This window comes from Kitasatospora sp. NBC_00240, assembly GCF_026342405.1.
Lineage (GTDB): Bacteria > Actinomycetota > Actinomycetes > Streptomycetales > Streptomycetaceae > Kitasatospora.
Genome location: NZ_JAPEMU010000001.1, coordinates 1,551,757 through 1,575,306, shown reverse-complemented (window position 1 = coordinate 1,575,306; position 23,550 = coordinate 1,551,757). Strand labels below are relative to the sequence as shown.

22 protein-coding genes are annotated in these 23,550 nt (G+C 74.4%); 15 read left to right on the top strand and 7 right to left on the bottom strand.

The window, feature by feature from the left end; genetic code table 11:
- The first annotated feature begins 100 nt into the window (after positions 1-100).
- The 8 genes from OG689_RS06475 (at position 101) to OG689_RS06440 (ending at position 9,398) form a co-directional block, all read left to right on the top strand.
- Complete coding sequence (locus OG689_RS06475; RefSeq protein WP_266318515.1) at positions 101-1,789, top strand: sensor histidine kinase; 1,689 nt, start codon at positions 101-103, stop codon at positions 1,787-1,789.
- A gap of 80 nt (positions 1,790-1,869) precedes the next feature.
- Complete coding sequence (locus OG689_RS06470) at positions 1,870-3,090, top strand: fused response regulator/phosphatase (RefSeq protein WP_266326911.1); 1,221 nt, start codon at positions 1,870-1,872, stop codon at positions 3,088-3,090.
- 133 nt (positions 3,091-3,223) lie between these two features.
- Positions 3,224-4,096: an STAS domain-containing protein gene (locus OG689_RS06465; RefSeq protein WP_266318513.1), complete on the top strand. Its 873-nt coding sequence runs from the start codon at positions 3,224-3,226 to the stop codon at positions 4,094-4,096.
- Positions 4,093-4,470 carry an STAS domain-containing protein gene (locus tag OG689_RS06460; RefSeq protein ID WP_266318512.1) on the top strand — a complete coding sequence of 126 codons (378 nt, stop codon included), beginning with the start codon at positions 4,093-4,095 and terminating at the stop codon, positions 4,468-4,470. Before OG689_RS06465 ends, OG689_RS06460 begins: the two co-directional genes overlap by 4 nt.
- Positions 4,470-4,892, top strand: coding sequence for an ATP-binding protein (locus tag OG689_RS06455; RefSeq protein WP_266326909.1), 423 nt, complete (start codon positions 4,470-4,472; stop codon positions 4,890-4,892). Before OG689_RS06460 ends, OG689_RS06455 begins: the two co-directional genes overlap by 1 nt.
- Before the next feature lie 8 nt (positions 4,893-4,900).
- Positions 4,901-5,932: an ATP-binding SpoIIE family protein phosphatase gene (locus OG689_RS06450; RefSeq protein ID WP_266318510.1), complete on the top strand. Its 1,032-nt coding sequence runs from the start codon at positions 4,901-4,903 to the stop codon at positions 5,930-5,932.
- The gene (locus OG689_RS06445) at positions 5,929-7,785 is read left to right on the top strand and encodes a hybrid sensor histidine kinase/response regulator (RefSeq protein ID WP_266318508.1); all 1,857 of its coding nucleotides are present in this window, start codon (positions 5,929-5,931) and stop codon (positions 7,783-7,785) included. Before OG689_RS06450 ends, OG689_RS06445 begins: the two co-directional genes overlap by 4 nt.
- Positions 7,782-9,398: a fused response regulator/phosphatase gene (locus OG689_RS06440; protein ID WP_266318506.1), complete on the top strand. Its 1,617-nt coding sequence runs from the start codon at positions 7,782-7,784 to the stop codon at positions 9,396-9,398. The genes OG689_RS06445 and OG689_RS06440 overlap by 4 nt, the downstream gene beginning before the upstream one ends.
- Positions 9,399-9,425: 27 nt before the next feature.
- Here OG689_RS06440 and OG689_RS06435 read toward each other — a convergent pair whose 3' ends face one another.
- From OG689_RS06435 to OG689_RS06415, 5 genes are all read right to left on the bottom strand, one after another.
- On the bottom strand, positions 9,426-9,869 hold the full coding sequence (locus OG689_RS06435) for a response regulator (RefSeq protein WP_266318504.1): 444 nt from the start codon (positions 9,867-9,869) through the stop codon (positions 9,426-9,428).
- A complete protein-coding gene (locus OG689_RS06430; RefSeq protein ID WP_266318502.1) occupies positions 9,866-10,252 on the bottom strand; it encodes a hypothetical protein in 387 nt (128 codons plus the stop codon). Before OG689_RS06430 ends, OG689_RS06435 begins: the two co-directional genes overlap by 4 nt.
- A 213-nt stretch (positions 10,253-10,465) precedes the next feature.
- Positions 10,466-11,107: a vitamin K epoxide reductase family protein gene (locus OG689_RS06425; protein ID WP_266318500.1), complete on the bottom strand. Its 642-nt coding sequence runs from the start codon at positions 11,105-11,107 to the stop codon at positions 10,466-10,468.
- Positions 11,104-11,922: a thioredoxin domain-containing protein gene (locus tag OG689_RS06420; protein WP_266318498.1), complete on the bottom strand. Its 819-nt coding sequence runs from the start codon at positions 11,920-11,922 to the stop codon at positions 11,104-11,106. The genes OG689_RS06425 and OG689_RS06420 overlap by 4 nt, the downstream gene beginning before the upstream one ends.
- A 103-nt stretch (positions 11,923-12,025) precedes the next feature.
- The gene (locus OG689_RS06415) at positions 12,026-12,757 is read right to left on the bottom strand and encodes a hypothetical protein (protein ID WP_266318497.1); all 732 of its coding nucleotides are present in this window, start codon (positions 12,755-12,757) and stop codon (positions 12,026-12,028) included.
- A gap of 158 nt (positions 12,758-12,915) precedes the next feature.
- Here OG689_RS06415 and OG689_RS06410 point away from each other — a divergent pair, with 158 nt between their 5' ends.
- Positions 12,916-13,782 (top strand): DNA-formamidopyrimidine glycosylase family protein, encoded by an 867-nt coding sequence (locus tag OG689_RS06410; RefSeq protein WP_266318495.1) that lies wholly within the window; start codon positions 12,916-12,918, stop codon positions 13,780-13,782.
- 60 nt (positions 13,783-13,842) lie between these two features.
- Here OG689_RS06410 and OG689_RS06405 read toward each other — a convergent pair whose 3' ends face one another.
- Complete coding sequence (locus tag OG689_RS06405; RefSeq protein ID WP_266318493.1) at positions 13,843-14,697, bottom strand: SAM-dependent methyltransferase; 855 nt, start codon at positions 14,695-14,697, stop codon at positions 13,843-13,845.
- A gap of 655 nt (positions 14,698-15,352) precedes the next feature.
- On the opposite strand from OG689_RS06405, the gene OG689_RS06400 reads away from it, so the two are divergent.
- Positions 15,353-15,901 carry a polysaccharide deacetylase family protein gene (locus OG689_RS06400; RefSeq protein ID WP_266318491.1) on the top strand — a complete coding sequence of 183 codons (549 nt, stop codon included), beginning with the start codon at positions 15,353-15,355 and terminating at the stop codon, positions 15,899-15,901.
- A gap of 102 nt (positions 15,902-16,003) precedes the next feature.
- Here the strand turns inward: OG689_RS06400 and OG689_RS06395 are convergent, their stop codons facing one another.
- Positions 16,004-16,924, bottom strand: coding sequence for an NAD-dependent epimerase/dehydratase family protein (locus OG689_RS06395; RefSeq protein ID WP_266318489.1), 921 nt, complete (start codon positions 16,922-16,924; stop codon positions 16,004-16,006).
- A 231-nt stretch (positions 16,925-17,155) separates the two neighbouring features.
- On the opposite strand from OG689_RS06395, the gene OG689_RS06390 reads away from it, so the two are divergent.
- From OG689_RS06390 to OG689_RS06370, 5 genes are all read left to right on the top strand, one after another.
- Positions 17,156-17,917 (top strand): TetR/AcrR family transcriptional regulator, encoded by a 762-nt coding sequence (locus OG689_RS06390; RefSeq protein WP_266318487.1) that lies wholly within the window; start codon positions 17,156-17,158, stop codon positions 17,915-17,917.
- Positions 17,918-18,260: 343 nt separating this feature from the next.
- Entirely contained in the window at positions 18,261-18,596 is a 336-nt protein-coding gene (locus OG689_RS06385; RefSeq protein WP_266318486.1) for a hypothetical protein, read from the top strand.
- Between the two features lie 193 nt (positions 18,597-18,789).
- Positions 18,790-20,433 carry a beta-N-acetylhexosaminidase gene (locus OG689_RS06380; RefSeq protein WP_266318484.1) on the top strand — a complete coding sequence of 548 codons (1,644 nt, stop codon included), beginning with the start codon at positions 18,790-18,792 and terminating at the stop codon, positions 20,431-20,433.
- A gap of 223 nt (positions 20,434-20,656) precedes the next feature.
- Complete coding sequence (locus OG689_RS06375; RefSeq protein ID WP_266318482.1) at positions 20,657-21,721, top strand: methyltransferase domain-containing protein; 1,065 nt, start codon at positions 20,657-20,659, stop codon at positions 21,719-21,721.
- 242 nt (positions 21,722-21,963) lie between these two features.
- The gene (locus OG689_RS06370; protein WP_266318481.1) at positions 21,964-23,499 is read left to right on the top strand and encodes a M1 family metallopeptidase; all 1,536 of its coding nucleotides are present in this window, start codon (positions 21,964-21,966) and stop codon (positions 23,497-23,499) included.
- Positions 23,500-23,550 lie beyond the last annotated feature (51 nt).

Below are 23,550 nucleotides of genomic sequence, written 5' to 3'. Positions count from 1 at the left end.
TGTCGGACGGCGTGTAGGGTGTGGCTGCCGCGCGCGACCTGCCGCAGGCGGGCACGGACGAAGGCGCATCCGGCGACGGATGCCGGATGAAGGACCCGACATGGCCAGCCAGACCCCGGCGGCGCACCGCCCCGCCGCCGACACCCAGGGGCGGTCCCCTTCGGAACGAGGCGCCGGGGCGGGCACCGGCTGGACCACCCGCCGCTGGCTGCGCGTCGGGGTGAGCGCCTCGCTGGCGGTCCTCGTCCTGCTCGGAGCCCTGGGATTCTGGGTGTTCGCCCACTCCTCGGCGGTGAACAATCGTCTGGTCGACGTCAGCTCGCCGGCCCTGATCGCGGCCGTCCGGCTGGAATCCGGCCTGGTCGACCAGGAGACCGGCATCCGCGGCTACGGCCTCACCGGGCAGTCCGAGTTCCTCGCCCCCTACGAGCAGGGCGTCACCCAGCAGCGCGAGGCCGTCGCCACGCTCCGGCAGCTGGTCACCGGCGACCAGGGCCGGGCCGACCTCGACCGGGTCGTCGCCCGCGCGGAGACCTGGCAGGCCCAGGTGGCCCGGCCGGTGGCCGAGGCCTCGCCGGGCAGTGCCACGCCGACCGCCGGCCGGCAGACCGCCGAGGGAAAGGCGGCCTTCGACGCGCTGCGCGAGGCGATGACGCTGCAGCAGGAGCACCTGCAGGCCGACCGGGCGGACGGCCGGGCGGCCCTGCGGTCGGTCCGCACCCTGCGCAACGTGGTGTTCAGCGCGATCGCGCTGATCATCCTGCTGCTCGCCGCCCTGGTCTTCGAGGGCCTGCGCCGCGGCGTCACCCGCCCGCTGGAGCACCTGTCGGCCGACGCCGAGCGGGTCGCGCGGGGCGACTTCAGCCACCCGATCACCCCCACCGGCCCCGCCGACCTGCGGCAGCTCGCCGCCGTGGTCGAGGCGATGCGCGGCCGGCTGGCCCACGAACTCCTCGCCAAGGAGCAGGCCCGGCAGGCGCTCGACTCCCAGGCCGGTGACCTGCGGCGCTCCAACGCCGAACTGGAGCAGTTCGCCTACGTGGCCTCGCACGACCTCCAGGAGCCGCTGCGCAAGGTGGCCAGCTTCTGCCAGCTGCTCCAGCGCCGCTACGGCGGCAGCCTCGACGCCAGGGCCGACCAGTACATCGAGTTCGCCGTGGACGGCGCGAACCGGATGCAGACGCTCATCAACGACCTGCTCGCGTTCTCCCGGGTCGGCCGGCTGCACGCGAGCTGGACGCCGGTGGACCTGGAAGAGGTGTTCGCCCGGACCGTCGACTCGCTGAGCATCGCGATAGCGGACAACGAGGCCGTGATCACCCACGACCCGCTGCCCCGGATCAGCGGCGACGCCACCCAGCTCGGCATGCTGCTGCAGAACCTGCTCAGCAACGCCGTCAAGTTCCGCAGTCCGGACCGCGCGCCGCGGATCCACCTGGAGGCGGTGCGCGACGGCGACCTGTGGCGGTGCGCGGTCACCGACAACGGGATCGGCATCGACGGCGACTTCGTGGACAAGGTCTTCGTCATCTTCCAGCGTCTGCACACCCGGGACGCCTACCCCGGCAACGGCATCGGCCTGGCCATGTGCAAGAAGATCGTCGAGTTCCACGGCGGCACCATCGAGGTCGACCTCGCCCACACCCCGGGCACCCGCCTGGCCTTCACCCTGCCCGCAGAGGTGCCCACCGAGGCGCCCACGGAGCCGCAGGACGCCGCCGGGGCCCCGGCGGACGGCCGGACCGAGGGTCTCCTGGTGGCCCCCCGGGCGGAAGCGGGGCGCTCGTGATCCCCGGTCAGAAGCACCGGCCCGAACCGCCGGCGTACGCACTCACGCAGCCCGGCGCGGAGGCCTCCGACGTACGCGTCCTGCTGGTGGAGGACGACGCGGGGGACGCCCTGCTGGTCGAGGAACTGCTCGCCGACACCGACCTGGGCCACACCCTGCGGTGGACGCCGACCCTGGCCGGGGCCGTCGCCGAGCTGGAGCGCGAGCCCGCGGACTGCGTCCTGGTCGACCTCCACCTGCCCGACGGCTCGGGCGTGGGCCTGGTCGCCGCCGTCCAGCAGGCCTGCCCCCGGGCCGCGGTGATCGTCCTGACCGGCCTGGCGGACTCCGGGGCCGGTGCGCAGGCCGTCGCGGTCGGCGCCCAGGACTACCTGGTCAAGGGGCAGGTCGACGAGCAGCTGCTGCAGCGCGCCCTGCGCTACGCGGTCAACCGCAAACAGGCCGAGCTGGCCGGCGCCGAACTGCGCGAGGACCGCATCAGGGCCCGGGAGAACGCCCGGCTGGAACGCGGCCTGCTGCCGACCCCGCTGCTGCGCGGCGAAACCGCCACCGTCACCACCCGCTATCTGCCCGGGCGCGAACGCGCCCTGCTCGGCGGGGACTTCCTCGACGTGGTGGAGACGGCGGACGGCGCGGTGCACGCCGTCATCGGCGACGTCAGCGGGCACGGACCGGACGAGGCGGCGCTCGGTGTCTGCCTGCGGATCGGCTGGCGCGCGCTCGTCCTGGCCGGTCACCGCGGCCCCGAGCTGCTGGACCTGCTGGAGCAGATCCTGGTCGCCGAACGCGACCGCACCGACATGTTCGCCACCTGCAGCATCGTGTCCGTCGCCGCCGACCGCCGCACGGCGACCCTGCACCTGGCCGGGCACCACGAGCCGCTGCTCACCCCCGCCCGCCCGGAGGGCGCCGGCCGGCCGCCCGGCACGACCGAGGTGGCCGCCGCGCACGGCGTGGCACTCGGCATCGCGCCCGGGCTCCGGCACTGGCCCGCCACCGAACTGTCGCTGCCGCCCGCCGGCGCCCTCCTCCTCTACACCGACGGCCTCACCGAGGGCCACTGCGGCCCGGGCGCCGAGCGGCTCGGTACGGAGGGCCTGCTGGAGCTGATCGCGGCGGCGCCGCCCACCGGTACCCCGGCCTTCCTCGACCACCTGGTCGACACCGTCCGGCGGCTGAACGCGGGCCGGCACGCGGACGACCTGGCGATCCTGCACCTCGCCTGGACCTCTGCCCCGGACCGGGCACGGCCGGTGGAGCCGGGCCCGACCCCCGCCATGATCCGGGTGGAGTCCGGCTGAGCGGGTGTGTGGGCCCGGGGAGCGGGGCAGGCGCTGAGGGGTCGTTCGTGGTCCGTACCTACTCGGCCGTAGCATGACGAGGGCCGGTCACGGCCCGCGAAAACGTTGGTTTGGACGGCCGGATGCCGTTGTGATGAGGGAGTTTTTGGTGGCGGAACGTCAGGAATCCGAGCGACTGGTGAAGCTGCTCTCGCAGCAGGGCGACGTCCTCGTCGGCCGGTGGATCGAGGGAGTCTCCCACACGCTGCGCGGGCGACTGAGCGTGCTGGAGCTGGACCGGGAGCTGCGGGAGCTGTACAGCGCGTTGGTCGAGGGCCTGCGGGCCGGTGGGCCGGACTGGCGGGCCGAGGGCTGGTCGGAGGTGCGGGCGCTGCTCACCGAGCTGTCCCGCAACCGCGCCCGGCAGGGGTTCACCCCGACCGAGACGGCCACCGCCGTCTTCGCCCTGAAGGAGCTGCTGGTCCCCGACACCGACACCTCGCAGCAGGACATCGCGGCCTACCTGGAGCTGAACCGGCTGGTCGACGCGATCGGCCTGTTCACCGTGGAGACGTACTCGAAGACCCGCGAGGAGATCATCGGCGCCCAGGCCGAGCAACTGCTGGAGCTGTCCACCCCGGTGGTGAAGCTGTGGGACGGCGTGGTGGCGGTGCCGCTCGTCGGCACGCTCGACTCGGCCCGGACCCAGGTGGTGATGGAGAAGCTGCTGCAGACGCTGGTCGACACCGGCTCCGAGCAGGCGATCATCGACATCACCGGCGTTCCGGCGGTCGACACCGAGGTCGCCCAGCACCTGTTGAAGACCGTCGTGGCGGCCCGTCTGATGGGGGCCGAGTGCACCATCTCCGGCATCCGCCCGCAGATCGCCCAGACCATCGTCGCCCTGGGGATCCAGTTCGGCGACATCGTGACCAAGGCGACGCTGGCCGACGCCCTCAAGCACGCCCTGCGCCGGCTCGGCACCTCGACCGAGGCGGTCGCCGCCACCGTGCGGAGCGCCCGGTGAGCGAACGTATCCCCGTCCTGCGGATCGGCGACGTCCTGCTGGTCTCCATCCAGACCGATCTGGAGGACCAGTCCGTCCTCGACCTCCAGGAGGACCTGGCCGCCCGGATCGTGGACACCGGCGCACACGGGGTGGTGATCGACATCACCGCGCTGGAGATCGTCGACTCCTTCGTCGGGCGGATGCTCGCCACCACGGCCGCCATCTCCCGGATCCTGGACGCGGAGACCGTGCTGGTCGGCATGCGGCCCGCGGTGGCCATCACCCTCGTCGAGCTCGGACTGTCGCTCGGCGGAGTCCGCACCGCGCTCAGCCTGGAGCGCGGCCTGGCGATGCTCGGCCGGTCCGGCGGCGTCGGCGCGGGGCGCGCGTGATCGCGGCCCACGCCGGACCGGAGGGCGAGCAGCAGACCCTGCCGATCGCCTCGAACGACGACGTGGTGCGGGCCCGGCAACTGGTCCGCACGCTCGCCCAGCAGTGCAAGCTCTCGCTGGTCGACCAGACCAAACTGGTGACGGCCGCCAGCGAGCTGGCCCGCAACACGCTCGTCCACGGCAACGGCGGGACCATGCGGGTCGGCCTGGTCGACAAGGGCGGCCGACGGGGGGTCAGCGCGGTCTTCCAGGACACCGGGCCGGGCATCCCCGACCTGGACCTGGCGCTGACCGACGGCTGGACCTCCGGCGGCGGCATGGGCCTGGGCCTGAGCGGGGCCCGGCGGCTGACCGACGAGTTCGCCATCGACACGGAGGTCGGCCGCGGCACCGTCGTCACCGTCGTCAAGTGGACCAGGTGAATCCCCCGATGCTGCTCAAGACACAGGACATCGCGTGGTTCCGGGACTCGGAGTCGCTGCCGACGGCGGCGCGCGGCGCCGCCACCGCGCTGGCCCGCCGGATCGGGCTGGGCGACCAGCGGGCCGCCGAGGTGGGCCTGGCCGTCACGGAGGCCGCCACCAACCTGCGCCGGCACGCCGTCGACGGTTCGCTGCTGCTGCGGGTGCTGCGGACCGAGCACGACGCCGCGGTGGAGTTCCTCACCCTGGACAGCGGCCCGGGCATGCCCGACGTGCCGTACGCGATGACCGACGGCACCTCCTCCGCGGGCACCCTCGGCATCGGACTGGGCGCGATCGCCCGTCTCGCGGACACCTTCGACGTGCACTCCCTCCCCGGGGCCGGCACCGTCCTGGCCGCCCGCTTCTGGGGGCCGGGCGCCGTACCGAGGGTGCCGGCCGGCGCCACGCTCGTCGGCGGTCTCACCCGCCCGATCAGCGGCGAGGAGTCCTGCGGGGACGCCTGGGCGGTCCGATCGGCCACCGCGGCCGACCCGGACGGCCCGCTGCTGGTGATGTTCTTCGACGGGCTCGGGCACGGCCCGCTGGCCGCCGTCGCCTCCCAGCAGGCCGTCGCGGCCTTCCGGAGCTCCAAGGCCGACCGGCCCGCCGACGTCCTCGCCCAGCTCCACCGCGCCCTGAACGGCACCCGGGGCGGCGCCGCGGCCGTGGCCCGGATCGAGCCCGCCGCCGGCCGGGTGCTGTTCTGCGGGGTCGGCAACGTCAGCGGGTTCGCCGTCGACGAGCAGAAGCGGCACGCCCTGCTGTCCTCGCCCGGGATCGTCGGCCACCAGCTGCCGACCCTGCGCACCCACGAGCAGGCGCTGCCCCGGGGCGGCGCCGTCGTCCTGCACTCCGACGGGCTCACCGAGCGCTGGCAGCTCTCCGCGATGCCCGGACTGCTGCGGCACATCCCGCTGGTGACGGCCGGCATCCTGCTGCGGGAGGCGGGAGTGCGCCGCGACGACGCCGGGGTCGTCGTCGTCAAGGGAAGCTGGTGACAGCCCGGGCGGCCCTGCCGCTGCTGACCACCGCGGTCGGCTCCGAGCAGGAGATCTTCGCGCTGCGGCGCAGCGGGCGGGTCGTCGCGCAGGCCCTGGGCCTGGACAACCAGGCCCAGGTACGGCTCGCGACCGCCCTCAGCGAGCTCGGCCGCGACCTGCTGGGCGTCCGCGGCCTGAGCGCCTCCTTCACCCTCGCCGCGGGCGAGGAGCCGGCCCTGCTGGTCACCCTCGTCTGGGAGGACCGGCGGCGTGAGCCCGGCGAGGAGACCCTCGAAGCGGTCGGACGGCTGCTGCCCGGTGCGGTCCGCCGGCCCGCCGTGCCGGGCCGCCTGGTGGTCGAGCAGCCCCTGCCCGGCAGCTCGCCGTCGCCGGCCGAGCTCGCCGTGCGGACCCTGCGGGTGCTGAGCGCGCAGCCGGCGGCCAACCCGATGGAGGAACTCCGGGCGCAGAACCGCGACCTGATCGCCGCACTGGAGGACTCCCGCGCCCAGCGCGAGGAACTCCAAAGGCTCAACGAGGAGTTGGAGACCACCAACCAGGGAGTGGTGGCGCTCTACTCGGAGCTGTCGCAGGAACTCGAGGACACCAACCGCGGCGTCGTCGCGCTGTATGCCGAACTCGACGACAAGTCACGCCGGTTGCACGAGGCCGGCGACGCCAGGACCCGGTTCTGGGCCAACGTCAGCCATGAACTGCGCAGCCCTGCCAACTCGGTGATCGGGCTGGCCCGACTGCTGCTGGACGCCGACGAGGACCAGCCGGCCGAGGAGCGCAGGCACCAGCTGGCCCTGATCGGCGCCTCCGGGAGCACACTGCTCGCGCTGGTGGACGAACTCCTCGACGTGGCCAAGGCCGAGTCCGGCCGGCTGGAGCCGCACTGGAGCTCCGTCGACCTGCGGATCCTGCTGGGGCAGCTCCGCGGCACCATGCGCGGCCTCGTCCAGCACCCCGGCGTCACCCTGGTCATCCCCGATCCGCTCCGGCCGCCGGAGCTGATCGGCGACGAGGTCATGCTGACCCGGATCCTGCGCAACCTGCTCTCCAACGCCCTGAAGTTCACCGAACAGGGCGAGGTCCGGCTGGACGCCGCCACCGACCGGGCCCCCGACGGATCCGAGCTGGTCGTGCTGACCGTCACCGACACCGGCGTCGGCATCCCGGCGGAGGAGCAGGAGCGGATCTTCGAGGAGTTCTACCAGGTGCGCGGCCCGCACCAGCGGGGCCGCTCCGGCACCGGGCTCGGCCTGCCCTACGCCCGCCGGGTGGCCGAACTGCTCGGCGGGGGGATCACCCTGGTGAGTACACCGGGCCGGGGTACCACCGTGACCCTGCGGCTGCCCGCCGTGCCGCCCGCCGTCCGCCGCCCGCCCGCGGCCGCGCCCGCCAAGCTGGCCGTCCTGGTGACCGTCGACGACGACCCGGCCTTCCGCATCGGGGCCCGCCCGGTCCTCGGCGAGATCGCCGAGCGGGTGGTCGAGGTCCCCCGGAGCGCGGACGCGCTGGCCGCCGTCCGGCGCGAACGCCCCGACGCCGTGCTGCTCGACATCCACATGCCCGCCCCCGACGGCTACCAGCTGTTGGCGGAGCTCGCCGCCGACCCGGTGCTGCGGGACATCCCCGCCCTGATCCTCACCTCGGCCCGGAGCGCGGACCTGGACCACGAACGTCTCGTCCACGCCCGGGCGGTGGTCGAGAAGACCGGCCTCGACGCGGCGCGGCTGACCCGGGCGCTGGCCCTGCGGGAGCTCGCCGCGGCCCTCGCCGGCGCCGCCACCGGCGCGGAGCCGGACTCCCCGGCCGGCGCCCCCGCGGCTGCGCCGGGCCCGCACCGAGAGGGAACCGCGCCATGACCGAGCAGGCCAACCCCGACAGCGCGGCCGCCACCGTCCTGGTGGTCGACGACGACGACACCAGCCGCTACATCCTGGCCAGTTGGCTGCGCCGGGACGGCCACCGGGTGTCCGAGGCGGCGGACGGCGCCCAGGGGCTGGCGCTGCTCGCCGCCACGACCGGTCCGGACCGGCCCGAACTCGCCGTCGTCGACGTCAACCTGCCCGACATGAGCGGCTTCCAGGTCTGCGAGAGCATCAAGGCCGACCCGCTCACCGCCCACCTGCCGGTCATCCACGTCTCGGCGACCGCGATCGAGGTCAACGACCGCGCCCAGGGCCTCTACCGCGGCGCCGACGCCTACCTCACCGAGCCGATCGCCCCCACCGAGTTCCTGGCCACCGTCACCGCCGCCCTGCGCTACGCCCGGGCCCGCCGCCGGGCCGAGCGGCTGGCCGGCCGGATCGCCGTCCTCAACCAGGTCACCCTCGACGTGTACGGCGCGCGCGACGGCCGCTCCTTCGCGGCCCTGGCGGCGGCCGGCGCGGCCACCCTGATGTCCGCGCCGGCCGCCGTCCTGGCACTGGACCTCGACGGGCGGGCGGTGGGCGCCGCCGCCGGCGGACCCGGCGCCGACCCGCAGCGGTTCGGCGGGGCGGCGGCCGTGCTGGGGGTGCTGGTGGACGCCTCCGCCCCGCAGGAGGGGACGGGGACGCGGACGGCGGTGCTGACCGCCGAGCAGTGGGGCGGCCTCACCGACTGCCAGGCGTTCGAGGGTGAGGGCGAGGTGGCGGTGATCCTGGCCCGGACCTCCCCCGGCCGTCCACCGGTGGCCCTGGCGGTGCCCGCCCGGGCGCTCGGCGACGGCGACCGTGACCTGTTCGCCCAGCTCGCCCGGACCTGCGCGCTGGCGCTGGAGGCCCAGCGCAGCCTGCGGGAGGAGCAGGGCCTCGCGCTCGCGCTGCAGCGCACCTTCCTGCCGAGCCGGCTGCCCTCGCCCCCCGGGGTCGAACTGACCGTCCGGTACGTCCCGGCCGGCTCCAGGACGGAGATCGGCGGCGACTTCTACGAGGCGGTCGAGACGCCCGCCGGACTGCTGCTGGCCATCGGCGACGTCGCCGGGCACTCGCTCGCCGCGGTGGTGGTGATGGGTGAACTCCGGCAGGCCCTGCGGGCCTACGCCATCGAGGGGCACGAGCCGCACGTCGTCCTCGACCGCCTGGACGCCTTCCTGGCCCAGTTCCACCCCGGGGTCACCGTGACCGCCTGCCTGGTCCTGGTCGACCCGGGCCGGCGGAGCGTGCGGATCGCCAACGCGGGCCACGTTCCGCCGGTGCTACGCGACCCGGACGGATCGACCCGCTACCTCACCGAACACGGCGTCATCCTCGGACTCGGCACCGCCCACGCGCCGGCGGTCCGTCACCCGACGCCGGTCGGGGCCACGCTGCTGCTGTTCACCGACGGCCTGGTCGAGGTCCCCGGCGAGCACCTCGACCGGGGCCTGGAGACCCTGCGACGGCGGATCACCGAGGGCCCGCAGGAGCTCGGCCGGCTCTGCGACCGTCTGCTCGACCTGTTCGCCGAGGGCAAGCAGGACGACATAGCGCTGCTGGCCGCCCGGCTCGACTGACGGCGCCGCCGCCGGGGCGGTCGGGCGTCAGCGCCCCTCGTGCGGCGGCAGGGCGACCGTGTCGAGGTAGAAGGCGTCGATGCTCCGGGCGGCGCGGATGAAGTCGTCGAGGTTGACCGGCTTCGTGACATAGGCGTTCGCGTGGTGCCGGTACGAGCTGGTGATGTCCTCGGGAGCCGCGGACGTGGTGAGCACCACGACGGGGATCTGCTGGAGTTCCGGGTCGTTCTTCAGGACGTGGAGCAGCTCACGGCCGTTCAGGCGCGGCATGTTGAGGTCGAGGATGATCAGGTCGGGCAGTCGGCGCAGGCTGTCGCGCAGGTACTCCAGGGCCGCCACGCCGTCCACGGCGCGGGTGATCGTCCGGGCGGAGCCGCGGTCGAGCAGGGCCTCCTCGATCAGCATCGCGTCGGCGGCGTCGTCCTCCACCAGGAGAACGCCGAGCGAACGGATCGGGCCGGGGACGGTCATCGGGGGCTCCGCTCGGTCGGGGGACGGCTCGGGGCGGCGGGCACCAGGCCGGGCCAGCGCTTCCGGGCGCCCTGGCGGCTCATCTCCAGGGCCTCCCCGAGCTGGGGGTACCCGGCGCCGGCCTCGACCGCGTCCCGGGCGACCTGGTCGGTCAGCCGTTCCGCCGCCCGCCGCAGATGCACCAGGGTGTGCAGCCTGGCCAGGGCGTCGCCCTGGGGGTCCGGCCCCTCGTCGGGAGCCGGCGGCACGTCAGGACCGGTCGCGGGCGGCAGCGGCCGGAAGGCCCGCTGCGCCAGCCGTGCGGCGAGGTCGGCGAGGGCCGCGTCCGCGAGGGCCGCGATCTGCTCCTCGCTCATCCGGGGGACTCGGCGGGCACGGGACATGGGGCCACCCTACTGGTCGGCGCCCCGGCCGGTCCGGGGGTCCGGGGGTCCGGGGCCCTTCCCGTCGGCCGGGCAGGGAAACGCCGCGGCCGGTCCGGGGGTCCGGGGCCGTTCCCGTCGGCCGGGCCGGGAAACGCCGCGGCCGGCCCGGGAGCAGGACTCCCGGGCCGGCCGTCGACGACATCGCTCCCGCAGGGTGCGGGGGCACGGCGCTCAGATCAGGGTGCGCCAGTAGTACCAGAACCGGCTGAGGATCAGCAGGGCGATCACCGCGTACCAGAGCGCGGGCACCACCCAGTGGTAGCGCAGGGCCTCCCGGACGGCCGGGCGCAGCCGTGCGGACACCGGGATCACGCCGCTGCGCAGGCTGTGCAGGGTGGTGTACCAGAACAGCGGGATCATCGCCGCCCAGACCAGCATGCAGTACGGGCAGAGTGCCCCGATCCGGTAGAGCGTCTGGATCATCAGCCAGGTCACGAAGCCGACCCCGAACACGGTGCCGGCCTGGAGGCCGAGCCAGAACCACCGCCGGTAGCGGGCCCCGGCGAGCAGCCCGACGCCGATCGCGACCACCACCGAGAACCCGATCAGGCCGATCAGCGAGTTGGGGAAGCCGAAGGCCTCCGCCTGGTCGCTGCCCATCACCGAGCCGCAGCTGATGATCGGGTTGATGTTGCAGTTGGGGACGTACGAGGGGTCCTGCAACAGGCGGATCTTGTCGATGGTCAGGACGACCGACGCGGTCAGGCCGAGCGCGCCGGTGACCACCAGCAGCCAGGCGAAGGCCCGGCTCGCGCCGATCGGTCCGCCGCCCGCCACGGTGGTGCCGGTGCTCTCCGGGCCGGCGGGGGTCATCCGACGGCCTGCTTGACCATCGCGGTGAACTGGTCCGGGGTGACCGCGGCGCCGTTGCCGAAGACCTCCAGCTTCTTGCCGTCCAGGTTCACCGTCGGGGTGCCGGTGACGCCGCTGTTGTCGAAGGCCTTGGAGACCTCGGCGGCCCAAGGGGCGTAGGTGCCCTCCTGGACGGCCTTGACGAAGGCGTCGGTCTTCAGGCCCGGCACCTTCCCGGCCAGGTCCAGCAGGTGGTTGGTGTCGGCGAAGGCGTCGTCGCGCTCGTCGGGCTGGTTGGCGTAGAGCATGTCGTGGAACTGCTTGAACTTGTCCACGCCCTCGTTCAGCGCCGCGCCGGCGGCGGCGAGCGCGGTGCGTGAGCCCTTGCCGCCGAGGCCCTTGTCGAGGAAGGTGGCCAGGTGGTACTCGATCTTGTACGTGCCGTTGTCGGCGAGTGCTTGCATGGCCGGCCCGTCGGTGGTCTCCAGCTGCTCGCAGTACGGGCAGCGGAAGTCCTCGTAGACCTCCAGGGTGTGCGCGGCGTCGGCCTTGCCGTACGTCACCACGGTGCCGTCGGGGCCGCTCGCGTTCGCGGGGACCACCAGCGGTCCGCTCTGCGCCCCGCCGCCGGAGCCGCCGACGGCGAACGCGACGCCCGCGGCCAGGGCCAGGACGGCCGCCGAGGCGGCGCCGACCACGGTGCGGCGGCGGATCTTCGCGGACCGCTCGGCCCGCCGGCGCTCCGCGTGCAGCCGCTCGGTGGCGGCCCGGCCGCCGGGCTTGCGGCTGCCGGTGCCGTTGTCGTCGGGGGTGCCGTTGGTGCTGTTCTTGCTCATGGGGAGGTCGTCCTGTGCTCGATCGGAGGTCGGCTGGCGCCGGCGGCCCGCGGGGAGCGGGAGGCCTGGCGCGGCGGGGCGACCGCTGAGAGCGGAGGTGTTCTCAGCAGGCCGGCGCGAGCACCGGCGGACCTCGCCGGACGGCCGGGCCGAGCAGGACGTCCTCGACCGGGAGGTGCTCCCGGCTGGACGGCGGGAGGGGCACCCGGACCACCGGGCGGGCCGGGACCGGTGCGGTGAGCAGCCGCAGCAGCCGTCGGACGGCGGCCGTCGCCCGGCTGTGCAGGAAGTCGCGCAGGGTGCGCAGCGCCTCGGCAAGGCCGGTCAGGGCGGCGTCGGCGCGCCGCAGCCAGAACGCGGCGAACAGCGCGATCAGGGTGTGCACCAGCAGGAGCAGGACCCCGCCGGCGGCGGTCGGCACGCCGGCCGACGCGGCGCCGTGGCCCAGCAGGCCGCCGTCACCGGCGAGCCCGCTGTTCCCGGCCAGGCTGCTGTTCCCGACCAGGAAGGCGCCGACCGAACCGCCGCGGCAGACCAGCGGCTCGAAGACGTGCGGTCCGGTGCCGGAGCCCGGGCCGCAGGTCGTCTGCGCGAGGTCGAAGAGGGCGGACAGGGCCAGCTGCAGCGGCAGGAACACGGCCGCGATCCGGACGAACCCGCGCCCGCGGCCCGCCAGGGCCAGGGCGAGGGCGAAGACGGCGCCGCCCGCGAGGGCCAGCACCGCGACGGGCAGCGGCCGGCCGGTGACCAGCACCTGGCCGAGCGCGGCGAGCAGCACGACCAGCGCGGCGAAAATCGCCGCGCGGAGCGTCCTGGTGGCCTGCTTGCTGTCCATTTGTCCGAGTCTGCCACAGGTGTGTCCACGGACGGCGGCGCTGTTCGGCCCTGTGAAGAGCCTCACGATGGCCCTGTGAAGAGCCGCACGGCGCCGCCGCGGGCCCGGTGGGCGGCCGGCGGGCTGCGGCGGCGGGGCGGCTGCGGGAGACTTTCCCCATGCCGGAACTGCCGGAGGTCGAGGCCCTCAGCGCCTTCCTGGGTGAGCACCTGGTCGGGCACACCATGGCTAAGGTCCACCCCGTCGCGGTGAGTGCGCTGAAGACGTACGCGCCGCCGCTCTCCGACCTGGAGGGCCGCACCGTCGACGCGGTGACCAGGCACGGCAAGTTCCTCGACGTCACGGGGGGCGGACTGCACCTGGTCGTCCACCTGGCGCGGGCCGGCTGGCTGCGCTGGCGCGAGAACCTCCCGCCCGAGCCGCCGCACCCCGGCAAGGGGCCGCTGGCCCTGCGCGTCCTGCTGGCCGAGCCGGCCGGGGCCGGTTTCGACCTCACCGAGGCCGGCACCCAGAAGCGCCTCGCGGTGTACTGCGTGCACGACCCCGCCGAGGTGCCCGGCATCGCCCGGCTGGGCCCCGACCCGCTGGACCCGTCCTTCACCCCGGAGGTCTTCGCCCGCCTGCTGAGCGGCGAGCGGCGCCGGCTGAAGGGCGTCCTGCGTGACCAGGGTGTGCTGGCGGGGGTGGGCAACGCGTACTCGGACGAGGTGCTGCACGCGGCCCGGATGTCGCCGTACAAGCTGGCGGCGAGCCTCGACGAGGAGGAGACGGCCCGCCTGTACGAGGCGCTCGGCAGCACCCTGCGGGAGGCGGTGGAGCGCTCGCGGGGGCTGGCCGCCGGGCTGCTCAAGGCGGAGAAGAAGAGCGGACTGCGGGTGCACGGGCGCACCGGGCAGCCCTGCCCGGTGTGCGGCGACACCATCCGCGAGGTGTCGTTCAGCGATTCGGCGCTGCAGTACTGCCCGACCTGTCAGACCGGCGGCAAGCCGCTCGCCGACCGCAGGATGTCCAGGCTGCTGAAGTAGCGGCCGCCGGTCGCGGGCCGCCGCACCCCGTGCGCGCCGGCGGGGTGCGGCGGGCGGCGGCTACTTCTTGCGGGCGACGCCGGACCAGTAGTAGGCGGTCTCCGGGTCGGCGGTCAGCTCGCCGTCGGGGAGCCAGGCCATCACGGGCGAGACCCCGGGCTCCAGCAGCTCCCAGCCGTCGAAGAACCGGGCCACCTCCTCGCGGGTCCGCGGGACGAGGGTCATGCCGCCCTGCCGGGCGGACTCCTCGACCTGCCGGACCGCCTCGGGGTCGAAGTCCTGGGTCGGGTGGGTCAGCGCGATGCAGCTGCCGGAGGGGAGGGCGTCGCGCAGGGCGGCGACCTTGCTCCAGGGGTCGTCCTCGTCGGCGATCAGCATCAGGACGGCGATCAGCAGCAGGCCGACCGGCTGCTCGAGGTCCAGCGTGGAGGTCAGCGCCGGGTCCGCCAGGAGCTCCTCGGCCCGGCCCAGGTCGGCGTGGATGTAGCTGGTGCGGCCCGACGGGTCGCCGATCATCAGCGCCCGGGCGTGGGCCAGCACGATCGGGTCGTTGTCCACGTAGACGACCCGGGCCTCGGGGGCGATGGCCTGCGCGATGTCGTGGGTGTTGGGGGAGGTGGGGATGCCCGTCCCGAGGTCGAGGAACTGGCGGATGCCGTGCTCCCGCACCAGGTGCCGCACCGCGCGGCCCTGGAAGGCGCGGTTCTCCTTGGCCATCGTCCGGATGCCGGGGATCGCCTGCTCGATGGCCTCGCCCATGGCCCGGTCGGGGGCGAAGTTGGTCTTGCCGCCCAGCCAGTAGTCGTAGATCCGCGCGGAGTGCGGCTTGCTGGTGTCGACGCCGAAGCGCTCCCAGTCGCCCACCTCGCTGCGGTCGCCGTCGTCCTGCTGCGCGAAAGCCTGACTTGTCGTCATTACTACTTCCTCTGGAGGCAGATCATCACACTGCGGGTCAGGGTAGCGGTCGCAGCTCGACGGAGGGGTTGCTTACGCCGTCCAGGTGGTGAAATGCCTGCCGCGATCCGGATGTCGGGAGGGAGGGGTGGCAACGGGGCAGAGATTCGGAATGTTGTCCGATCGTCAGACTTACTCGCGAAGAGTGCTGTTGGTCGCCGCCGGTGCGGCCCTGCTGTCGGTGAGCGGGTGCGGTCGCCCGTCGTTCGAGCAGGGTGAGAGCGCCCTGTGGCCCGGCTCCGGGGCGTTCGGCGCCGGGCTGGACGCCGGTGCCGTCCCGGACGGCGGCGGCGACGGCCCCCCGCCGGCCCGCGCCGCGGCGCCGGTCCCGGATCCGGGACGGAGCCCCGCGTCCGCGCCCGCCGCCGGGCCCGAGCCGGCTCCGGCGGCCGGCCCGAGCCCGACCGCGGGCCCGACCGCGAGCCCGCTCCCGGGGACGGGGCAGGGGAGAAGCGCACAGCCTGCCCAGAGTGCGAGTGCGAGTGCGAGTGCCGGTACGGTTACCGGCGCGGCCGCTGCCCCGTCGCCTTCCGCACCCGCCCCGGCCCCGGCTCCGCGGGCCCTGGACCAGGCGCAGAACCGGCCGGTCAGCGAGCTGTCGGCGGCCCGACGCTTGGTGGCGATCACCGTGGACGACGGGCCCGACCCCCGCTACACCCCGGCGGTGCTCGCCCTGCTGCGGCAGTACGGGATCAGGGCCACCTTCTTCGTGATCGGGCAGAACGCCGCCCAGTACCCCTCGCTGGTCCGGGCCATCGCCGACGGCGGCCACCACCTGGCCAACCACACATGGTCCCATCCCGAGCTCCGGGGGCTCCCCGAGGCCGCGGTACGGACCGAGCTGCAGCGCACCTCGGAGCTGCTGGAGAAGGCCACCGGCCGGGCGACGACCTGGTTCCGGGCGCCGGGCGGGGACTGGTCCCCGGTGGCGATCAAGGTCTGCTCGGAGCTGGGGCTGCGTCCGATGGGCTGGTCGGTGGACCCGCAGGACTGGGCGCGTCCCGGCACGGCGGCGATCACCTCCCGGGTGCTGGGCGGGGTGCGGCCCGGCGCGATCGTCCTCAACCACGACGGCGGGGGCGACCGCTCGCAGACGGTCGCGGCCCTGCGGACCTACCTGCCGGCCTTGATCGACAAGGGGTACGCGTTCACCGCGCCGCCCTGACCCGCCGCCCCGGCGTGCCCTCCTGATGTTCGGACCTCGCGCGCGGCGCGGGCCCGCCGGCCCCACGTCCGGGTTCGGTCCGCCGCCCGGTGCGGCCCCGGCTCAGCGGGAGGCCGCGGCGATGGCGCCGAGGAGCTCCGTCCACGGGGTCGGCTCCAGGCCGAAGGTCTTCCGGGCGGCGGTGGAGTCCATCACGAACGGGTCCCGCAGCTGGTAGGCGGTCTCCTTGAGGGCCCGGACGGTCGGGTTGAACAGGCCGACCGCGGCGAGCACGGCGTCCGGGAGGCCGGTCACCTTCACCTGCGGCACCCCGGCGGCCCGGCAGAAGTCGGCGACCACCTCGCGCTGGGTCCGGGGCTCGTTGGTCGGCACGTGCCACGGCCGGCCCCAGGCCCGCTCGTCGCCGCCGACGGTCACCAGCAGCCGGGCGGCGTCCTCGGTGTACGTCCAGCTGTGGGCGGCGTCGGGGTTGCGCATCACCTGCACGGCCCGCCCGGTCAGGGCCTTGTCGAAGACCCGGGAGTCGATGGCGCTGAGGGCGCCCGGGCCGAGGTAGTCGGAGCTGCGGATCTCGGTGGCCCGGACGCGTCCCGCCAGGTGCAGGGCGTGGGCGTCCTGCCACATCCGGGCGCGCACCTGGCCCTTCACCGAGTTCGGGTTCAGCGGGGTCTCCTCGGTGATCGGGGCGGTGACCGCGCCGTAGGCGTAGAGGTTGCCCACCGAGGCCAGCACGGCGCCCGAGCGCTCCGCGGCGACCAGCAGGGCGGCGGCCAGCGGCGGCCAGTCGGTGGCCCACCGGTGGTAGGCGGGACCGGCGCAGTTGTACAGCACGGCCGCGCCCGCGGCGGCCTCGGTGAGCGCGGCCGCGTCGGTGGCGTCCAGCCGTATGTGGCGGACACCCGGCAGCGGTGCGGCGCTCGCGCCCGAGCGGGTGGCCACCGTGACCTCCTCGCCGCGGGCGGCCAGCAGGCGGGCGGTGGCGGTGCCGACAGGGCCGGCGCCGACGATCAGGTGCTTGCTCACGGTGGACTCCTCGGGTGGTGGCGGCCGGACGGCCGGTGGACTACGGCCGGCGGGTGACCGTCGGCGGCTTCGGCGGGATTCGGCGAGAACACCGTTCTCGCTCGATCACGAGAGTGGCGGACGGCGGGCCGACGTGTCAAGAACACCGTGCTCGTTTCTCAACACCGTTCTCGTTCGCATGAGGCGTTCTCCGATGTTGCGGGTGTTCTCGCCTGCTGCCAGGATGGGCGCATGTCCACCGCGCCCAGACCGCTCACCGCCCGTGAGCGGGCCCGCATCGAGTTCACCCGGGACATCAAGGAAGCGGCGCGTCGCCAGCTGGCCGAGCACGGGGCCGCCGGGATCTCCCTGCGCGGGGTCGCCCGCGACATCGGCTTGGTCTCCGCCTCGGCGCTCTACCGGTACTTCCCCGGGCGCGACGCCCTGCTCACCGCGCTGATCGCGGACAGCTACACGTCCCTGGGCAACGCGGCGGACGCCGCGGCGGCCCTGGACGCCGAGCCCCCGGCCGGCGGGGACCACCTCGGCCGGTGGGTGGCCGTCTGCCACGCCGTCCGCGACTGGGCTCTCGCCCACCCGCACGAGTACGCGCTGATCCACGGCTCGCCCGTCCCCGGCTACACCGCGCCCGAGGACACCGTCGAGCCGGGTACCCGGGTCCCCTTCCTGATCGGCGCCCTCTTCGCCCGGGCCGCGCAGGACGGCGCCTACCGCCCGCTCGACCGCCTGCCCGTCCCGGCGGACGCCCACCGGGCGCTGGTCCCGCTGCTCGGCCGGCTGCCCGAGGGCATTCCCGACGACCTGGTGGTCGCCGGCCTGACGGCCTGGACGTACCTCTTCGGGGCGGTCTCCTTCGAGGCCTTCGGGCACCGCGCCAACGTCGTCGCCGACCCGCAGGCCTACTTCGACCACGAGGTCCGCCGCCTGGGTGTCCTGCTGGGCCTCGGCCCGTCGGTCGCGGACGGCGGACGGCCCTCCGGGCCAGGCGCCTGACGCTCCGCCCGTACGTCGTAAGGGGCCTGACGTCCCATCCGTCCGTGGGCGCCCGCGTCCCGGGCGTCCGCCGTCGGAGGCGCCCGGGCCGGGCGCTGGCCGGGAGTGCTGCGTTCGGCCCAAGCATCCGCCGCGGGAGTCCGCCGACGGCCGTCCTGGTGCGGGCGTGCTGCCGCTCGATCCTTGTGCGGGCAGCCCGATCGCCGGCTACGTCACCGCGCTCGACAGGTAAGGGGTTCACGGCCAAAACCACCGAAAAGGGTGAATCTGAAGAACCGTTTCGCCACTTTTCCGGCACCTAGGGTGATTCTGCACCGCACCACTTGGAAAAGGATCACCTCTCATGCGTCTCCGCAACGCCGCGATCGCCGCCGCCAGCGCCGTCACCCTCGTGCTGGCCGTCCCGGGCTCGGCGACCGCCAGCTTCGGCGAGTTCCGCTACACCTACCGAGACGCCGGCGGCGAGCGGACCGGACGGCTGGTCGGGCCGCCGAGCGGAGCATGCGTCAACCTGGCCGAGGCCACCCGGGAGGAGCCGGCCCGCACACCGAAGAACCGGACCGGTGCGACCGCGACGGTCTTCCCCGGCCCGGACTGCGCGGGGGACGGCTCGTACCTGCTGCGGCCCGGTTTCGTCGCCCCCGAGGGGGCGGCGGTGCGTTCGGTGGTCTTCTCCTGAGTGCGCGGCGCCCGTACCGGGCGTACGGCCGAGCGGCCCGGCCGCGGAGTCGATGGGCGTCCCGTGCCTGCGGGGCGGCCCTCCCCTGCACATCTCCCGCACATTTCCCACCAACCCCGGGACGCCCGCCGCTCCGGCTGCGACACTGTCGGCACCCGGGGCGGCCCCGGGGGTCAGGACAGGGGGAGCGGCTGTGCGGATCGGGCGGGCGGAGCTCACCTCCCGGAGCGGCCGGATCGTGCTCCTCGTCGCGCTGTTGGCCCTGGTCGCGGCCGGTCTCGGCATCCAGCGGGCGCTGGGTGACGATCCGGGTGGCGCGGCCGCCGACGGCGCGTCGACCGCGCCGACCGGCTCCCACCGGGTCGTCCCCGCCCCGCTGGCCGCGACCGACGGCACCGGCGCCGGGTACACCCTCACCGCGCGGACCGCGATCAGCACGCCCGACGGCAACCCGGCGGCCCGGCAGATCGCCGAACAGCTCGCGGCCGGACTGCGCCGCTCCACCGGCCTGCCCCTGCCGGTGACCGACGGCCACGGCGCCCGGGACGGCATCGACCTGGCCCTGGACCGGACCCTGTCCGAGGAGACCGGCCCCGAGGGCTACCGGCTCCAGGCGGACGCGAACGGCGTCCGGATCGCCGCCCGGACCGAGGAAGGGCTCTACCGGGGCACCCAGACCCTTCGTCAGCTCCTTCCGGCGGAGGTGGAGAGCCGCACCCAGGCCTCCGCCGACTGGACGGTCGCCCCGGTCGGCATCACCGACCGGCCGCGCTACGCCTATCGCGGGGCGATGCTCGACGTCGCCCGGCACTTCTTCACGGTGGACGAGGTCAAGGCCTACGTGGACCGGCTGTCCCTGTACAAGTTCAACCACCTGCACCTGCACCTGACCGACGACCAGGGCTGGCGGCTGGCCGTGCCGGGCCGCCCGGGGCTCACCGGGATCGGTGCGGCCACCGAGATCGGGGGCACCCCGGGCGGCTTCTACACCGAGGCGGACTACCGCGAGATCGTCCGCTACGCGCAGGAGCGCTACCTGACCGTCGTCCCCGAGATCGACCTGCCCGGCCACACCAACGCCGTGCTCACCGCCTACCCCGAACTCGACTGCTCGGGCGGGCCCGCGGCGCAGCCCTACTTCGGCAACGCGGTCGGCTTCAGCCTGATCTGCCCCACCGACGAGCGGACGTACGCCTTCACCGGCGACGTGATCGCCCAGCTGGCCTCGCTCACCCCCGGGCCGTACCTGCACATCGGCGGGGACGAGGTGAAGACCCTGGCGCCGGCCGGCTACCAGGAGTTCGTCCGCCGGGTCGCCGGGCAGGTCCGGGCGGCCGGCAAGATCCCGTTCGGCTGGAACCAGACGGCCCCGGTCGCGGGCGGGGACGGCGTCGGGATGCTGGAGTTCTGGAGCACGGACGGCGCGAGCGCGCGCGACATGTCGGCGGCCGTCGGGCGCGGCGCGCGGGTGGTCATGGCGCCGGCCGGCCGGGCCTACCTGGACATGAAGTACGACGCCGGTACCGCGCTCGGGGTCCGGTGGGCGGGCACGGTGAGCGTGAGCAACGCCTACTCCTGGAACCCGGACACCGAGCTGGAGCTGCCGGCCGGCGCGGTCGCCGGGATCGAGGCGCCGCTGTGGACGGAGACCCTGCCAGGCCTCGCCGAGGTCGACCAGATGGCGCTGCCCCGGCTGCCCGCGCTGGCCGAGGTCGGTTGGTCCGCGCAGTCCGCCCGCGACTGGAACGGCTTCCGGCTCCGGCTGGCCGCGCAGGGTCCGCGCTGGGAGGCGGCCGGTTTCGGCTTCGCCCGGCGCCCGGAGATCCCCTGGCCGTAGCGGCCCGGGGACAGCCGCCGGCCGTAGCGGCCCGCCCCGGAACCCGCGCTCACGCCCGGGGGCCCACGCTCCTGCCCCGGGCCGGCCCGCTTCCGCGTGCCGTTCCGGCCGGCGGGAGCGTAGCGTTGCCAGGAGAGAGTATGTCCGGATCATCCGCCCGCCGAGCCGTGTCCGGGCGGCCGAACCCGCCTCCCCGCCGCGGCCCGATGCCGTAGGAGGAGCGATGACTGTTCGGGAGCTCGACCAGGCGAAGCAGGAGGCGTTCGGCGGCCGGATGGTGCAGATGCTGAACGACGGCTGCCTGGCGTTGATGACCAGCCTGGGGCACCAGGGCGGCCTGTTCGACGCCATGGCGGACCTGCCGCCGTCCACCTCGCAGGAGATCGCGGCCGCCACCGGGCTGACCGAGCGCTACGTCCGCGAGTGGCTGGGAGCGATGGTGGTCGGCGGCGTCGTCGAGTACGAGCCCGGCGACCGGACGTACCGGCTTCCGGCCGAGCACGCGGCCTCGCTGACGCGGGCGGCCGGACCGGACAACCTGGCCGGCCTGATGCAGGACTTCGCGATGATGGGCGAGGTCGAGCAGCGGGTGCTGGAGGCCTTCCGGACGGGCGGCGGGGTGCCGTACTCCGCCTACCCGAGGTTCCAGGAGCTGCAGGCGGAGGAGACGAACCGGGTCTACGACGCGGCGCTGGTCGGGAGCATCGTCCCGGTCGTTCCCGGGCTGGCCGAACGGCTGACGGCGGGGGCCGACGCGATCGACATCGGCACCGGTCAGGGGCACGCGGTGAACGTCCTGGCACGGGCCTTCCCGGCCGGCCGGTTCCACGGCCTGGACATCTCCGAGGAGGGTGTCGCGGCCGGGCGGGCGGAGGCGGCCGCGCTGGGGCTCGGCAACGCCACCTTCGAGGTGGGCGACTGTGCGGAGCTGACCGGCGAGTACGACCTGGTCACGGCGTTCGACGTGATCCACGACCTGGCCCGGCCGACCGCCACACTGGCCGCCGTCGCCTCGGCGCTGCGGCCGGGCGGGGTGTTCCTGATGGGCGACATCGCGGCCTCCAGCAAGCTGGAGGAGAACGTCGGGAACCCGTTCGCACCGGCCCTGTACACCTTCTCGGTCTTCTACTGCATGAGCGTCTCGCTGGCCCAGGGCGGCGAGGCGCTGGGGACGGTCTGGGGCGAGCAGACCGCGCGGCGGATGCTGGCCGAGGCGGGGTTCACCCAGGTGGAGACCCACCAGGTGGAGGGCGACGTGCTGAACGTCTACTACGTGGCACGGCGCTGAGCGTCGCCCACCCGGCCCCCGTCGCACCGGACACGTCCGGTGCGACGGGGGCCGGACGCTCCGGGTTGCACGGCGTGCGGGGAGCGTCTCCCGCGTGGCACGGCGTGATGGCACTGATATGACGATGCGTTACATATCATGAACATTTCATAACAAGGGAGTGGACCGCCGCCCGCCGGGACAGGACGGAGGGCAGACCTGACGTCAGGTCCCCACCGCCCCAGCGATCCTGGAGGAAACACGTGCGCAAGAGGCTGATCGTCTCTGCCGCGGGCGCCGCCGCCCTGCTTCTGGCCGTCCCCGCCGCCGCCGCCCCGGCCGGAGCCGGCGCACCCGGCATCGGCGACCCGTACTACCCGACGTACGGCAACGGCGGCTACGACGTGTCGCACTACGACATCCGCCTGACCTACCAGCCCGCCACCGACCGGCTGGAGGGCACCACGACCATCCTGGCCACCGCCACCCAGGACCTCACCCGCTTCAACCTCGACTTCGCCCTGGACGTCAGCCAGGTGCTGGTCAACGGCCGCCCGGCCGCCTACGCCGCCACCGGCGAGCAGGAGCTGGAGATCACCCCGGCCGTCCCGCTGGCCAAGGGCGCCGGGGCCACCGTGGTGGTCCGCTACGCCGGCACCCCGTCCAAGGTCTCCCGCTACGGGTTCACCGCCTGGCTGCGCACCCCCGACGGCGGGATCGCGGCCGGCGAGCCCGAATCGGCCTGGTGGTGGTTCCCCAGCAACGACCACCCCGCCGACAAGGCCACCTTCGACGTCTCCGTCCAGGTGCCCGACGGCACCCAGGCGATCAGCAACGGCACCCTCGTCTCGCAGACCTCCAGGCTCGGCTGGACCCGCTACAACTGGCGCCAGAACAAACCCCAGGCGACCTACCTCACCACCCTCGCCCTCGGCAGGTTCGAGATCAGCACCGACACCACGCCCGGCGGGCTGCCGGTGCTCACCGCCTACAGCAAGGACCTCGGCGACAACGCCGGCGCCGCCCGCGCCAGCGTCCAGCGCACCGGTGAGGTGATCGACTGGCTCAGCGGCTGGTTCGGCCCGTACCCCTTCGGCTCGGCCGGCGGCTACGTCCCCAACGTGACCACCGGGTACGCGCTGGAGACCCAGGGCCGGGTCTTCTACAGCCCCCGGCAGTTCGCCGCCGGCTCCAACACCTCCGTGGTCGTCCACGAGCTGGCGCACCAGTGGTACGGCGACAGCGTCTCGTTGCAGCGCTGGAGCGACATCTGGCTGAACGAGGGGTTCGCCCGCTACGCCCAGTGGCTCTGGTCCGAGCACGAGAACGAGGGCACGGCCCAGGAGATCGCCGACTACGTCTACGCCCTGCACCCGGCCGGCGACACCTTCTGGAACGTCAAGCCCGGCGACCCGGGCCCGGAGCGGCAGTTCGACGCCGCCGTCTACGACCGGGGCGCGCTCACGATCCAGGCGCTGCGCAACACCGTCGGTGAGGAGGCCTTCTTCCGCATCCTCAAGGAGTGGCCGGCCGAACACCGGTACGGCAACGCGACGATCACGCAGTTCCAGCAGTTCGCCGAGCGGGTCTCCGGGAAGCCGCTCGGCGACCTGCTGAACACCTGGCTCTACACGGCGGGACGCCCGGCCGCCGGGCCGGTGGCGCCGCAGGCCGGAGGGGCGTCCTTCGCGGCAGCGGCCCGGCCCTCGGCCGACGCGGTGCCGGAACCGCGCTCGTGGAAGCAGATCCGGGCCACCGACGGCGTCCACGACCACACGGAGCGGCACCCCCGCCCGTAGCCGTCGCCGCCGTGACCGGTCCCGGGCGCGCCGCCCGGGGCCGGTCGCGGC